This window comes from Agromyces aurantiacus (genome assembly GCF_016907355.1).
Classification (GTDB): Bacteria; Actinomycetota; Actinomycetes; order Actinomycetales; family Microbacteriaceae; genus Agromyces; species Agromyces aurantiacus.
Window position 1 is genome coordinate 2,039,385 of the sequence record NZ_JAFBBW010000001.1, and the last position, 14,322, is coordinate 2,053,706.

13 protein-coding genes are annotated in these 14,322 nt (G+C 72.8%); 11 read left to right on the forward strand and 2 right to left on the reverse strand.

Going from position 1 to position 14,322, the window contains the following annotated elements; all coding sequences use genetic code 11:
* Positions 1–122: 122 nt before the first annotated feature.
* The 6 genes from dapA to JOD46_RS09685 all read left to right on the forward strand — a co-directional run bounded on the left by dapA (position 123) and on the right by JOD46_RS09685 (position 7,701).
* Positions 123–1,097, forward strand: a complete 975-nt coding sequence (dapA, locus tag JOD46_RS09660; RefSeq protein WP_204393753.1) for a 4-hydroxy-tetrahydrodipicolinate synthase — start codon at positions 123–125, stop codon at positions 1,095–1,097.
* 100 nt (positions 1,098–1,197) lie between these two features.
* The gene (locus JOD46_RS09665) at positions 1,198–2,874 is read left to right on the forward strand and encodes a ribonuclease J (RefSeq protein WP_204393755.1); all 1,677 of its coding nucleotides are present in this window, start codon (positions 1,198–1,200) and stop codon (positions 2,872–2,874) included.
* 124 nt (positions 2,875–2,998) lie between these two features.
* Positions 2,999–3,490, forward strand: a complete 492-nt coding sequence (locus tag JOD46_RS09670; protein ID WP_204393757.1) for a GNAT family N-acetyltransferase — start codon at positions 2,999–3,001, stop codon at positions 3,488–3,490.
* 68 nt (positions 3,491–3,558) lie between these two features.
* Entirely contained in the window at positions 3,559–6,459 is a 2,901-nt protein-coding gene (locus JOD46_RS09675; protein WP_204393759.1) for an FtsK/SpoIIIE family DNA translocase, read from the forward strand.
* Between the two features lie 61 nt (positions 6,460–6,520).
* A complete protein-coding gene (gene pgsA / locus JOD46_RS09680; protein WP_204393761.1) occupies positions 6,521–7,126 on the forward strand; it encodes a CDP-diacylglycerol--glycerol-3-phosphate 3-phosphatidyltransferase in 606 nt (201 codons plus the stop codon).
* A gap of 11 nt (positions 7,127–7,137) precedes the next feature.
* Positions 7,138–7,701: a CinA family protein gene (locus tag JOD46_RS09685; protein ID WP_204396483.1), complete on the forward strand. Its 564-nt coding sequence runs from the start codon at positions 7,138–7,140 to the stop codon at positions 7,699–7,701.
* Here JOD46_RS09685 and JOD46_RS09690 read toward each other — a convergent pair.
* Positions 7,698–8,396: a response regulator gene (locus JOD46_RS09690; protein WP_204393763.1), complete on the reverse strand. Its 699-nt coding sequence runs from the start codon at positions 8,394–8,396 to the stop codon at positions 7,698–7,700. The two genes, JOD46_RS09685 and JOD46_RS09690, sit on opposite strands and share 4 nt — an antisense overlap.
* Positions 8,393–10,045 (reverse strand): ATP-binding protein, encoded by a 1,653-nt coding sequence (locus JOD46_RS09695; protein WP_307834986.1) that lies wholly within the window; start codon positions 10,043–10,045, stop codon positions 8,393–8,395. The genes JOD46_RS09690 and JOD46_RS09695 overlap by 4 nt, the downstream gene beginning before the upstream one ends.
* A 248-nt stretch (positions 10,046–10,293) precedes the next feature.
* Here JOD46_RS09695 and JOD46_RS09700 point away from each other — a divergent pair, with 248 nt between their 5' ends.
* From JOD46_RS09700 to JOD46_RS09720, 5 genes are all read left to right on the forward strand, one after another.
* Positions 10,294–11,301 (forward strand): Bug family tripartite tricarboxylate transporter substrate binding protein, encoded by a 1,008-nt coding sequence (locus JOD46_RS09700; RefSeq protein WP_307834987.1) that lies wholly within the window; start codon positions 10,294–10,296, stop codon positions 11,299–11,301.
* The gene (locus JOD46_RS09705; protein ID WP_204393766.1) at positions 11,298–11,876 is read left to right on the forward strand and encodes a tripartite tricarboxylate transporter TctB family protein; all 579 of its coding nucleotides are present in this window, start codon (positions 11,298–11,300) and stop codon (positions 11,874–11,876) included. The genes JOD46_RS09700 and JOD46_RS09705 overlap by 4 nt, the downstream gene beginning before the upstream one ends.
* Positions 11,869–13,470, forward strand: coding sequence for a tripartite tricarboxylate transporter permease (locus JOD46_RS09710; protein ID WP_204393768.1), 1,602 nt, complete (start codon positions 11,869–11,871; stop codon positions 13,468–13,470). The genes JOD46_RS09705 and JOD46_RS09710 overlap by 8 nt, the downstream gene beginning before the upstream one ends.
* Positions 13,471–13,619: 149 nt before the next feature.
* On the forward strand, positions 13,620–13,934 hold the full coding sequence (locus JOD46_RS09715; protein WP_204393770.1) for a helix-turn-helix domain-containing protein: 315 nt from the start codon (positions 13,620–13,622) through the stop codon (positions 13,932–13,934).
* 61 nt (positions 13,935–13,995) lie between these two features.
* Complete coding sequence (locus tag JOD46_RS09720; RefSeq protein WP_204393772.1) at positions 13,996–14,226, forward strand: DUF3046 domain-containing protein; 231 nt, start codon at positions 13,996–13,998, stop codon at positions 14,224–14,226.
* The last annotated feature ends 96 nt before the right edge of the window (positions 14,227–14,322 follow it).

Here is a 14,322-nt window from a genome sequence, read left to right on the forward strand (position 1 = left end):
TGGCGGATCGTATCTCCGCGGAAGCGGACCATCGCCGGGACCACCGGAGCACGTGCGCCGGCGCCGCGGGCGGGCGACATCCGAATCGGCCCGTCGCGGCCGGAGCCGATAGCCTGTAGGGCGTGAGTGCAGAGAACCCCTTCGGACAGGTGCTGGTCGCGCTCGTCACGCCCATGACGGCGGACGGCGAGGTCGATTGGCCCGGGGTCGAGAAGCACATCGACGACGTCATCGACGCGGGTGCCGACGGGATCGTGGTCACGGGCACCACGGGCGAGACGAGCACGCTCACCGACCCCGAGAAGATCAGGCTCGTCGAGGTCGGCAAGGATGTCGCGGCCGGCCGCGCGAAGATCATCACGGGCGGCGGCTCCAACGAGACCGCGCACGCCATCGAGCTCTACAAGCACAGCGAGCAGGTCGGCGCCGACGGCATCATGATCGTCACGCCGTACTACAACAAGCCCACGCAGGCGGGCATCCTCACGCACTTCCGGCTGGTGGCGGATGCCACGGACCTCCCCGTGATCCTCTACGACATCCCCGGTCGCACGGGCGTGCCCATCAAGTACGAGACCATCCTGCGCCTCGCCAAGCACCCCAACATCCTCGCCATCAAGGACGCCAAGGGCGACTTCAGCGAGGTCAGCCGGGTGCTCAACCAGACCGACCTCATGTACTTCTCGGGCGACGACGCGAACGTGCTGCCGCACCTCTCGATCGGCGCGACCGGCCTGATCGGCGTCACGGCGAACATCGCGCCGGCGCCCTACCGCACGATGGTCGACGCCGTGAACCGCGGCGACCTGGCGGCGGCGACGGCCGAGCACCGGCGGCTCGAGCCGCTCGTGCGCGCGGTCATGACGCACGTGCCGGGCACGGTCGCGGCGAAGTACATCCTGCACGGCCTCGGCCGCATCGGCAGCCCGCGCGTGCGCCTGCCGCTCGTCGGTCCCGAGGAGTGGGAGGCCGCGCTCATCGAGGACGAGATCGACCTCGTGCAGGGCGTCCCCGGCGTGGACTTCCACAACTTCCGTCCCGACCGCAACGCGGCCGCGGGCGGCGCGCTGCCGAAGGTGGCCGGCACCACCCGCTGAGCGGATGGCGCGTCGCGCCTCCGCGCGCCGGCGTCCGCCCCACAGACAACCGCGGCCCCGAGGGTCGCACCGAACTGAACACCGAACGTGAGGAGGGCGCATGCCCGACGAAGTCATCGACCCCGCGCCGCTGGAAGCCGGCACGCTCCGGGTCATCCCCATCGGCGGCCTCGGCGAGGTCGGCCGCAACATGACGAGCTTCGAGATCGACGGCAAGCTGCTGATCGTCGACTGCGGCGTGCTGTTCCCCGAGGAGCACCAGCCCGGCGTCGACCTGATCCTGCCCGACTTCGGCTTCCTGCGGGACCGGCTCGACGACATCGTCGCGGTCGTGCTCACGCACGGCCACGAGGACCACATCGGCGCCGTGCCGTATCTCCTGAAGCTCCGCGCCGACATCCCGCTGGTCGGCTCGCAGCTCACGCTCGCGCTGGTCGAGGCGAAGCTCAAGGAGCACCGCATCCAGCCGTACAGCCTCACCGTGAAGGAGGGGCAGACCGAGCGGCTCGGGCCGTTCGACCTCGAGTTCGTGGCCGTGAACCACTCGATCCCCGATGCGCTCGCGGTCGCGATCCGCACGAGCGCGGGCACGGTGCTGGCCACGGGCGACTTCAAGATGGACCAGCTCCCGCTCGACGGGCGCCTCACGGACCTCCGCGAGTTCGCGCGGCTCGGCCGGGAGGGCGTCGACCTGTTCCTCGTCGACTCCACCAACGCGGATGTCCCGGGGTTCACGCCGCTCGAGCGTTCGATCGGGCCCGTGCTCGACGAGGTCATCGCGCGCTCGCCGCGGCGCGTGATCGTCGCGAGCTTCTCGAGCCATGTGCACCGCGTGCAGCAGGTGCTGCACGCCGCGCACGCCAACGGGCGCCGCGTCGCACTGCTCGGGCGCTCGATGGTGCGCAACATGACCATCGCCGCGGACCTCGGCTACCTCGACGTGCCGCCGGGCGTGCTGGTCGACTTCAAGAAGGCCGGCGACATCCCCGACGATCGCATCGTCTACATGTCGACGGGCTCGCAGGGCGAGCCGATGGCGGTGCTCAGTCGCATGGCCAACCGCGACCACCAGATCGAGATCGGCGAGGGCGACACCGTCATCCTGGCGTCGAGCCTGATCCCGGGCAACGAGAACGCGGTGTACCGGGTCATCGACGGGCTGACGAAGCTCGGCGCGAACGTGGTGCACAAGGGCAACGCGAAGGTGCACGTCTCGGGCCACGCGGCTGCGGGCGAGCTGCTCTACTGCTACAACATCCTGCAGCCGAGGAACGTGCTGCCGGTGCACGGCGAGTACCGCCACCTGGTGGCGAACGCGCGCCTCGCACAGGACACGGGCATCCCCGCCGAGCGCACGTTCCTCGCCGAGAACGGCACCGTGCTCGACCTGAAGGACGGCCGCGCCGACATCGTCGGCCAGCTCGACCTGGGCTTCGTGTACGTCGACGGCTCGACCGTGGGCGAGATCACGGACGCCGACCTGAAGGACCGCCGCATCCTCGGCGAGGAGGGCTTCATCTCGGTCATCGTGGTCGTCGACGCGTCGACCGGGCGCGTGATCGTCGGACCGGAGATCCACGCGCGCGGTTTCGCGGAGGACGACGCGGTGTTCGAGGACGTGAAGCCCAAGATCATCGCGGCGCTGGCCGATGCCGCGCATCACGGCGTGCGCGACCCGCACGCGCTCTCGCAGACCGTGCGCCGCACGCTCGGCAGCTGGGTGAACCGGCGGCTGCGCCGGCGGCCGATGCTGGTGCCGCTGGTCATCGAGGCGTAGCGGCGCGCGGCCGCCGCCGCCCGGCCGCCGCCGCCCGGCCGCGCGGCCGCTCGGGTGCGAGCGGATGCCGCGCCATCCGCCCGTCCGTAACACCGCCGTAACAGGCGGTGCGTAACCTCCGCGCATGGCGGACTTCACCATCCGACCCGCGGGACCGGCCGACGGCGCGTTCCTCGCCGACATGGTCGTCGAGGCCGCGAACTGGCGGGTCGGCGCGACGCGTCCGCGCCCGTCGGTGCTCGCCGATGCGCGGCACGGCGCGTACGTCGCCGGATGGCAGCGCCCCGCCGACCGCGGCGTGGTCGCGCTCGACGGCGACGCCCGGCCGGTCGGCGCCGCGTGGTACCGCCTGTTCGGTGCGGACCGGCCGTCGCTGGGATTCGTGGCCGCGGGCGTGCCCGAGCTCATCATCGGCGTGCGCCCCCTGTGGCGGGCGCAGGGCGTGGGCCGTGCGCTGCTGCGCGCGCTCGCCGACCGCGCTCGCGTCGAGGGGTTCGCACGGCTCGCACTGTCGGTCGAGCACGGCAACTTCGCGCACGAGCTGTACCGCTCCGAGGGGTTCTCCGTGGTCGCGTCGACCGCCGACCGCGACACCATGGTGCGCGTGCTGCGCTGAGCGCCCGTCCCGCCGACACTCGCGGGACTTCCCGGCCGCGGTCGGCGGCGGGCCGTAACGTTGACCTCATGGCTACGAGCACCAGGTCGAACGGTCGTGCCTCGGGCGCGTCCGGGCGCGGCTCGTCGACGCGCACCGCGCCCACCAAGAAGCTGCCGGCGCAGCGCGCGAGCACGCGCACGCCGAAGGCCGCTGCCGCCGCGAAGGACGGGCCCGGCCTCCTCGTGCGGGCCTGGATGGGCCTCGCGCACCTGACCGGCGGCGCCGCGCGCGCCCTCGGCCCCGAGACGCTCGCGAAGGAGGAGCGTCGTGACGGGCTGCCGTTCTTCCTCGTGCTGCTCGCGGTCGCGGGCGCCGTGGTCGAGTGGTTCCTCATCAACGACCCGGTCGCGCAGATGCTCGACGCCTACACGTTCGGCGGCCTCTTCGGGCGCGTCGCGTTCGCGCTGCCCGTGGTGATGCTCATGTTCGCCGTCTGGCTGTTCCGGCATCCGAGCTCGGTGCACGACAACACGCGAATCGGCATCGGGCTCGGGATGCTGCTGATCACCGTCTCGGCGCTGTGCCACCTGTTCGGCGGGCAGCCGAGCCCGAGCGAGGGGATGGCGGTGCTCGCGCGCGCGGGCGGCATCCTCGGCTGGATGCTCGCGCAGCCCCTGATCCTGCTGCTCACCGACGTCGGCGCGGCCGTCGTGCTCGTGCTGCTCGCCCTGCTCTCGCTGCTCATCCTCACCAAGACCCCGCCCAACCGGATCCCGCAGCGCTTCCGCGACCTCTACGCGTGGCTGTTCGGCGCGCCCGACTCGGCCGACGACACGGCCGCCGCCCCCGAGGAGAAGCCCAAGCGCCGCTCGCGTCGCGAGCGCGCCGAGCAGGTCGAGCTCGACGGGATCGACGGCGACGACGAGACGCCGGGCGGGCTGCTGCCCTGGTGGCGGCGCAACGCGTCGAACCGCGAGGAGGACCCGGAGTTCGCCGCGGCCGGCGCCGAGGGCCTGACCGAGGTGTTCGGCCCGGGCTCGGCTGCGGGCAGCTTCGAGACGCCGCTCGAGGGCGTCCGACCCGCCGACGCGTACGGGGCCGGCGTGATCGACGAGCTCGAGCGGGCCGAGTCGGCGCTGCAGCGGTTCACGGGCGAGGTCCCGCACGGCGGGACCGGGCTCCAGGGCGACGACCCCGGCGCGACGTCCGTGCTCGGCGTCGGCGGTGCGCCCGCCGGCGCCAGCGACGCGGGAGCCGGCGCCCCCGTGGCCTCCGCCGACGAGGCCGCCGCCCCCGAACCCGACCGTCCGTACCACCTGCCCGCATCGTCGACCCTCGCCGCCGGGGCACCGGGCAAGACCCGTTCGGCGGTCAACGACGAGGTCGTGCGGCAGATCACGGGCGTGCTCGAGCAGTTCGGCGTCGACGCGAAGGTCACGGGCTTCTCGCGCGGGCCGACGGTCACGCAGTACGAGATCGAGCTCGGCCCCGGCGTGAAGGTCGAGCGGGTGACCGCGCTGTCCAAGAACCTCGCCTACGCCGTCGCGTCGAACGAGGTGCGCATTCTCTCGCCGATCCCGGGCAAGAGCGCGATCGGCGTGGAGATCCCGAACGCCGACCGCGAGACGGTGACGCTCGGCGACGTGCTGCGCTCGGGCGCCGCGGTGAACGCCAAGCACCCCATGACGATCGGCGTCGGCAAGGACGTCGGCGGCGGGTACGTCGTCGCGAACCTCGCGAAGATGCCGCACCTGCTCGTCGCTGGATCGACCGGTTCGGGCAAGTCGAGCTTCGTCAACTCGATGATCACGAGCCTGCTCATGCGCGCGAAGCCGAGCGAGGTGCGGATGGTGCTGGTCGACCCGAAGCGCGTCGAGCTCGCGCCGTACGCCGGTGTTCCGCACCTCATCACGCCCATCATCACGAACCCCAAGAAGGCCGCCGAGGCGCTGCAGTGGGTCGTGAAGGAGATGGACATGCGCTACGACGACCTCGCGTCGTTCGGCTTCCGTCACATCGACGACTTCAACAAGGCCGTCGTGAACAACGAGATCATCCTGCCGGCCGGCTCGGAGCGCAAGCTCAAGCCGTACCCGTACCTGCTGGTCGTGGTCGACGAGCTCGCCGACCTCATGATGGTCGCCCCGCGCGACGTCGAGGACTCGATCGTGCGCATCACGCAGCTTGCGCGCGCGTCGGGCATCCACCTGGTCCTCGCGACGCAGCGCCCCTCGGTCGACGTCGTCACGGGCCTCATCAAGGCGAACGTGCCGAGCCGGCTCGCGTTCGCGGTGACGAGCGTGACCGACTCGCGCGTCATCCTCGACCAGCCCGGAGCCGACAAGCTGATCGGCCAGGGCGACGCGCTGTTCCTGCCGATGGGCGCCTCGAAGCCCATCCGGGTGCAGGGCGCGTGGGTGACCGAGGCCGAGATCGAGCGGGTCGTCACGCACGTGACGCGCCAGGCGCGGCCCGAGTACCGCAACGACGTCGCGGCCGCGGTCGAGAAGAAGGAGATCGACTCCGACATCGGCGACGACCTCGAGTTGCTGCTCGCGGCGGCCGAGCTCGTGGTCTCGACGCAGTTCGGCTCGACCTCGATGCTGCAGCGGAAGCTCCGCGTGGGCTTCGCGAAGGCCGGCCGGCTCATGGACCTGCTCGAGTCCCGCGAGATCGTGGGCCCGTCCGAGGGCTCGAAGGCGCGCGACGTGCTCGTCACGCCCGAACAGCTGCCGGGCGTGCTCGCGAAGCTCCGCGGCGAGGAGCCGGCGGCCCCGGCCGCGCCCGCGGCATCCGCACCGCCGGCTCAGCCCGCCCCCGCCGCGGCGCCCGCCCCGGCACCGGCGCCCGCCGCACCCGCCGCACCCGCCGCACCCGCCGACGTCGACGACCGCTACGACGACCCGGTCGGGCGGATCCCCGAGGGCCTCGAGGAGGTCGACGCCGACTCCGACGAGGACGCCTGGGGCCTGACGGGTCGCGACTGAGCCCGGTCGACCACGGGACCATGGGCCGTGGTCGCGAGGTGCCCGCGGCTAGGCTGAGCGCATGACCTCTCCCGCGGGCCGGACCCGCTCGGCGAACAACTGGAACCTGCCGAACGCGATCACGGTCGTGCGGATCGTGATGGCTCCGGTGTTCTTCTGGCTCCTGCTCGCCGATGCGGGCCAGGACGGGCCGATGCGCTGGTGGGCGGCGGTGATCTTCATCGTCGCGATCTCGACCGACTGGGTCGACGGATGGCTCGCACGCTCGCGCGGCCTCGTGACCGACCTCGGCAAGATCCTCGACCCGATCGCCGACAAGCTGCTGACGAGCGGCGCGCTCGTGTGCCTGTCGATCCTCGGCGAGCTGCCGTGGTGGATCACGATCGTCATCGTGGTGCGCGAGGTCGGCATCACCGTGTGGCGCTTCGTCGAGCTCGGCCGGGGCACGGTCGTTCCGGCGTCCTCCGGCGGCAAGCTCAAGACGCTCACGCAGGCGATCGCGATCTCGCTGTTCCTCGCACCGCTCTGGACCCTCGTCGGCGACTGGATCATCTGGGTGAACTGGGCCTTCATGATCGCCGCCCTCGTGCTCACGGTCTGGTCGGGGCTGCTGTATGTGCGCGACGCGTTCCGCCTCGCCCGCGAGCACCGCGGCGAGGCCGCGTGAGCGACGAGCGGATGGCGCGGGGCGACGCCCCGGCCGAATCCGCCCCGGCCGCTCCGGGCGCACCGAGCGCCGACGCGACCGCCGAACTCATCGCCGAACTGACCCGTCGCGGGATGCGGATCGCGGTCGCCGAGTCGCTCACCGGTGGCCTCGTCGCGGCCGAGCTGACGCGCATCCCCGGGGCCTCGCTCGCCGTGAGCGGCGGCATCGTCGCCTACGACACGCGCGTCAAGCAGGCGATGCTCGGCGTGCCCGGCGACCTGCTCGCCGCCGAGGGGGCGGTGCACCCCGAGGTCGCCCGCCGCATGGCCGACGGTGCGCGGCGCGCGCTCGCGGTCGGCGGCCGCCCGGCCGACCTGGGCGTGGCGACGACGGGCGTCGCCGGTCCCGATCCGCAGGACGGCCGACCGGTCGGCACCGTCTACGTCGGGGTCGCCGACGCGGCCGGCTCCGAGGCGATCGAGCTGCGGCTCGGCGGCGACCGCGACGAGATCCGCCGCGCGACCGTGCGCGCGGCCGTCGACGCGGCGCTCGAGCGGCTGCGCGAGGGCGCGGGCGCGGGCGAGCGCGGCTAGGCCCGTCCGCCCCGCGGCATCCGGTACCGGTGCTCCGGACGGCCGGCGCTGCCGTAGCGCGGCGCGACCTCGGCCGCGCCGCTGGCCACGAGGTGCTCGAGGTAGCGCCGGGCGCTGACGCGCGACATCCCGAGGGCCTCGGCGATCTCGGTGGCCGAGGCATCCGCAGGGCACGCCGCGAGCCCCGCCGCGACGCGCTCGAGGCTCGCGGGGGAGAGGCCCTTGGGCAGCGCCACGCGGCGCGCCGTCGCCGTGGCCGTGCCGAGCACCCGGTCGATGCCGTGCTGGTCGAGCGCCGCCGACGGCGCCGAGCGGTCCGCGACGATCCCGCGGCGCACCTCGTCGAGCCGTTCGACGAGGCTCGTGCCCGAGAACGGCTTGACGAGGTAGTGCCGGACCCCCAGCAGGCGGGCCCGGCGCACCGTCTCGAGGTCGCGCGCCGCGGTGACCGCGATCACCTCGACGTCGTCGCCGGCCGCGCGGAGCCGGCGGAGCACGTCGAGTCCGCCGAGATCGGGCAGGTAGACGTCGAGCAGCACGAGGTGCGGCCGATGCCGGCCGACGGCGGCGAGCGCGGCCTCGCCCGTGTGCGCCTCGGCGACGACGGTGAAGCCGGGTTGCGCGTCGACGAAGGCGCGGTTCACCTGGGCCACCGCGAAGTCGTCGTCGACGATGACGACGCGGATGTCGTTCATCGGCGCGCTCCGCCGACGGCGGACTCGGGGCGCGACCGGGAATCAGCGAGCGGCGCTGCGGCGCCGCGCCAGGGCAGGCGGGCCACGAACCGGGCGCCGCCGGCGGGCGACTCCTCGACGCGCACCTCGCCCCCGAGCCGGGCCGCGACCCGGTGCACGAGGGTCAGGCCGATGCCGCGGCGGGCCTTGCCCGGAGCCGGCGACTTGCCGCTGACGTCGGGCTCGAAGATCGCCGCACGGCGATCGGGCGGGACGCCCGGCCCGTCGTCGTCGACGCGCACGACCACCGAGCCTGGCCGGAGGTCATCGCGCACCGACAGCGTGACGTGCCCGCCGAGCACGCACGCCTCGATCGCGTTGTCGAGCAGGTTGCCGATGACGGTCACGAGGTCGGTGCGCTCGCGCACGTCGGCCGCGGTCTCGAGGTGCGAGTCGGCGTCGAGCTCGAACGTCACCCCGAGTTCCTGGGCGCGCGAGCGCTTGGCGAGGACGAGCGCCGCCGTCTCGACGTCGGCGATGCCGTCGTGCTCCTCGAGCGCCGAGAGGGCGCCGCCGCTGCCGACGCGCTGGATGAACGCGATGGCCGCGTCGACGTGGCCGAGTTCGAGCAGGCCGCTGACGACGTGGAGCTTGTTGGAGAACTCGTGCGACTGCGCTCGGAGCCCCTCGGCGAGGCTCTGGGCGCCCTCGAGCTCGCGCAGGGTCGTCTCGAGCTCGGTGCGGTCGCGGAGGATCGCGATGGAGCCGATCTCGCGGCCCTCGACGCGCACGCGGTCGCCGTGCACGAGCAGCACGCGCTCGCCCGAGAGCACCGAGGTCTCGCGATCCTCGCCCGAGGCGATGAACCGGGCGAGCTCGGGGTCGAGCACGTCCTCGACGGCGCGGCCGATCGCGGCGTCGGGGTCCTCGACCTCCAGCAGCCGGGCGGCGGCGTCGTTCATGAGCACGAGGCGGCCGCGCTCGTCGACCGCGACGATGCCCTCGCGGATGCCGTGCAGCATCGCCTCGCGGGTCTCGAGCATCGCGCGGATCTCGTCGGGCTCGAGGCCGTAGATGCGACGTCGGATGACGCGTCCGATCCACGCGGAGCCCACGACGCCCACGAGCGCCGCGACCGCGAGCGCGGCGAGCAGGCCGCCGAGCCCGCCGAGGAAGTCGGCGCGCAACTGGGACTCGAGGATGCCCACCGAGACCTGTCCCATCACGTCGCCGGCGGCGTCGAAGATCGGCACCTTGACCCGCCACGACTCGCCGAGCGTGCCGGTCTGCGTGCCGACGTAGATCTCGCCCGAGAGCGGGATGGCGGGGTCGGTCGAGACCCGCTCGCCGATGCGGTCGGGATTGGGGTGCGAGTAGCGGATGCCCTCGTCGTTCGCGACCACGACGTACGTGACGTCGGACGCGTGCCTGATCACCTCGGCGACGGGCTGGATGGTCTCGGCGGGATCCGGGTCGTCGAACGCGTCGAGGATGACCGGCAGGCCGGCGACCGACTGCGCGACCGCGATCATGCGGTCCTGGTAGCCCTCGCGCAGCTGGCGCTCCTGGATCAGCATCGCGGTCACCCCCGTGCCCACGACGGTCGTGAGCACGATCGCGACCTGCAGCAGCAGCAACTGCATGCCCAGCGTCATCCTCGACCGGCTCACCCGACCAGTGTGCCGCACGCACGGCGGCGCGATCGCCCGACCGCCGTGACCATTACGACCGAATCGACCGATACGACCAGTACGACCCTTGCGACCGCAACGTTCCGACGCCGTGCGAGGGCGACCTAGCGTCATCGGCACCGACGATCGTCGGCCCGGCGAGGATGCCGGGCACTCAAGGAGGAGCATTGCGATCACACAGCCGGCCGACCCCCTCGGCCACCCCTCGACCGTTTCGCCGGGCCGTCGTGCGCGCCGCATTCGCGGGCCTCGGCGTCACGGCCCTCGTCGGGCTCGCCGGATGCAGCGCACCCGCCGGTGCGAGCGGCGATGACGAGGCCGATGCCGCGGCATCCCTCGACGCCGTCAGCCTCATCGCGCCAGCCGACCCGGGCGGCGGCTGGGACCAGACCGCTCGCGCGATCTCGCAGGTGCTGACCGACGAGGAGCTCGTGGGCTCCGCGCCGGTCGAGAACATCGGCGGCGCGGGCGGCACGGTGGGCCTGGCCGCACTCGCGAACGAGAAGGATCCGGCGACCCTCATGGTCACGGGCCTGGTCATGGTGGGCGCCGTCGAGACCAACGCCTCGCCCGTCCGCATCGAGGACATGACCCCGATCGCCAAGCTCACCGAGGAGGCGCTCGTGCTGGTGGTGCCGGCCTCGTCGCCGTACGAGACCACCGAGGACCTCGTGGACGCCATCGTGGAGGACGGCGCGGCGATCTCGGTGACGGGCGGCTCGGCGGGCGGCGCCGACCACATCCTCGCGGGCATGCTGCTCACCGAGGCGGGCGTCGATCCGGCCGACATCCCATCGACTCTCAACTACATCCCCAACTCGGGCGGCGGCGAGGCCGTGACCATGCTGCTCGGCAACACCGTGCAGGCCGGTATCTCGGGCGTCGGCGAGTTCGCCGAGCAGATCGCGGCGGGCGAGCTGCGCGCACTCGCCGTCTCGTCGCCCGAGCCCGTCGAGCTGCTGCCCGACACGCCCACGCTGGTCGAGGAGGGGTACGACGTCACCCTCACGAACTGGCGCGGGCTGCTCGCGCCGGGCGACCTCGACGAGGCCGACGCGCAGGCGCTCACCGCGCTCGTGACCGACCTGCACGATTCCGACGCGTGGGCCGCGACCCTCGAGGAGAAGGGCTGGGCCGACGCGTTCGTCACGGGCGAGGAGTTCTCCGGCTTCCTCGACGCGAACATCGCCGAGGTGACGCAGACCCTGCAGTCGATCGGCCTGGTCGCGCCGTGACCGAGTCGACCCCGGTTCCCCTCGACGCTGCGGCGTCGGGGGGAACCCCCGCCTCGGGCCGGGGCCGCGCCGCCGGCCGCGCCCCGGTCGGCGAGTTCGCGTTCGCGGCCGTGTGCGCAGCGCTCGGCGTGTACGCCATCGTGGGCGCCGGCTTCATCCGAGTGCCGCCCGGTTCGGCGAGCGTGCTCGGGCCCCGAGTGTTCCCGTACGCGGTGGGCGTGCTGCTCGTCGCGGCCTCCGTCGCCGTCATCGTCCAGATCGCACGCGGCCGACGCGGCGTGCCCGACGACGGGGAGGACGTCGACCCCGACGCGCCGACCGACTGGCTCACCGTCGGCAAGCTCGTCGCGATCTTCCTGTCGCAGCTCGTGCTCATCGAGTGGGCCGGATGGCCGGTCGCGGTCGCGGTGCTCTTCGGCGGTGCCGCGGTCGCGCTCGGCGCCCGGCGCTGGTGGGCCGCGATCGCCATCGGGCTCGCCCTCGGGCTCGTCACCCAACTCGTCTTCGGCTCCTGGCTGGGGCTCTCGCTCCCGGCCGGACCGCTCCTGGACTGGATCCCGATCTTCCATGGATAGCCTCACCGCCCTGCTCGACGGCTTCGCGACCGCGCTGCAGCCCCAGTACCTGCTCTACGCCCTCTTCGGCGTCTTCATCGGCACCGCCGTCGGCGTGCTGCCGGGCATCGGGCCCGCGATGACCGTGGCCCTGCTGCTGCCCCTGACGTACACGCTCGACCCGACCGGCGCGCTCATCCTCTTCGCCGGCATCTACTACGGCGGCATGTACGGCGGGTCGACGACCTCGATCCTGCTCAACACGCCCGGAGAGTCCTCCTCGATCGTCACCGCGCTCGAGGGCAACCGGATGGCGAAGGCCGGACGCGGCGCCGCGGCGCTCGCGACCGCGGCCATCGGGTCCTTCGTCGCCGGCACGGTCGCGACGGTGCTGCTCACCTTCCTCGCGCCCGGCATCGCGAAGCTCGCGGTGCAGCTCGGACCCGCCGACTACTTCGCGCTCATCGTGGTGGCGTTCCTCACGGTCGGCGCGCTGCTCGGGTCGAGCGTGCCGCGCGGCCTCGTCTCGCTCGGCCTCGGCCTCCTGCTCGGCCTCGTCGGCACGGAGGTGCTCTCGGGCCAGCAGCGGTACACGTTCGGCGTGCCGAGCCTCGCCGACGGCATCGACGTCGTGCTCATCGCGGTCGGCCTCTTCGCGCTCGGCGAGACGCTGTACGTCGCTTCGCGGCTCAGGCATGGCCCGGTGCGCGTCATCCCCGTCGCCCGCGGCTGGCGCGGCTGGTTCACGCGCGACGACCTGCGGCGCTCGTGGAAGCCGTGGCTGCGCGGCACGGCGATCGGCTTCCCGATCGGCACCATCCCGGCGGGCGGTGCGGATGTCGCGACGTTCCTCTCGTACGCGACCGAGCGTCGCCTGGCCAGGGGTGCGGCGCGCGCGCAGTTCGGCCGCGGCGCGATCGAGGGCGTCGCGGGGCCGGAGGCGGCCAACAACGCCGCCGCGGCGGGCGTGCTCGTGCCACTCCTCACGCTCGGACTGCCGACCACGGCGACCGCGGCGATCATCATCTCCGCGTTCCAGTCCTACGGCATCCGGCCCGGCCCGCTGCTGTTCGAGACCCAGTCGGGGCTCGTGTGGGCGCTCATCGCGAGCCTCTACATCGGCAACGTGCTGCTGCTCGTGCTGAACCTGCCGCTCGTGGGCATGTGGGTGAAGGTGCTGCGGATCCCGCGGCCGTACCTCTACGCGGGCATCCTCGCGTTCGCGGGCCTCGGGGCCTACGCCCTGCACTTCAACGTGTTCGACACGCTGACGCTGCTGGTGGTCGGCATCACGGGCTTCCTGATGCGGCGGTACGGGTATCCGGTCGCCCCCATGGTGGTCGGCGGCATCCTCGGGCCCATGGCCGAGGAGCAGTTGCGCAAGTCGATGGCGATCAGCCAGGGCGACCCGGCCTACCTCGTGCACAGCCCGTTCGCGATCGCCGCGTACGTCACGCTCGCGGTCATCGTGCTGACGGGCGTGTGGCTCAAGCGCCGGAAGGCCCGGCTCGAGGCCTCGCCGACGCTGGTCCCGACCGGTGCGATCGCCGCGCTCGACGCCGACGAACAGGCCGCTGCCGAGCCCGCCGGAACGCCGCCGCGACGCCGGGAATAGTGCACGTGAACACCCTGTTACAGGTGTCGGGTTCACAAGAAAACTCCAGTGACCACGGCTAGGCTCGGGGTACGGGACGAGGCGCTAGACTGACCTCCCCGCACCGGCCCCCCGGTGGGTGGGTCGCCGGCAGAGAGAGGGAGGTTCCGATGGTTCTGGTTCGACAGGAGATCGGCGACGTGCTGAGGGACTTCCGCCTGCAGAAGGGCCGGACCCTCCGCCAGGTCGCGAGCAAGGCCAGCGTCGCGCTGGGCTACCTCAGCGAGGTGGAGCGCGGTCAGAAGGAGGCCTCGAGCGAGATCCTCGCCTCGGTGGCCGAAGCCCTCGACACGCCCATCTCGGTGATCATGCACGAGGTCGGCGACCGCATCGCGGTCCTCGAGGGGCTCTCCGCGCCGTCGGTGCCCGACAGCCTGCCCGACGACCTCGTCGCGGAGTTCGACGCGGACATCATGGTCCGCTGACCCACACGTCGCAGCGTCCGGCCGGTCCTCGGACCGGCCGTTCGCATGTCCGGAGGTGCACGTGAAGCGCAGCGAGTTCGAACTGGCGGTCGAGGAGGAGTTCGGCCCGGGGTACGCGAGCATCGTCGTCGACGATCTCGTGCTCGGCGCGCTCGAGGGGCGCACCGCGCGCCAGGCGCTCGCCGCAGGGGTGCCGCCGCGATCGGTCTGGCTGGCGCTGTGCGAGGCGACCGACGTGCCGGAGTCGCGCCGGCACGGGGCCGGGCTGCGCGAGCCGCGCGGCGACCGCTGACCCCGGTCGGGGGTCCGAAGACGCGTTCGACACGCCGCGGCGCGTGTCGAACATCCGTTCGGTTCGCGGAGTAGGCTCCTCGACAACGGGAGGGAT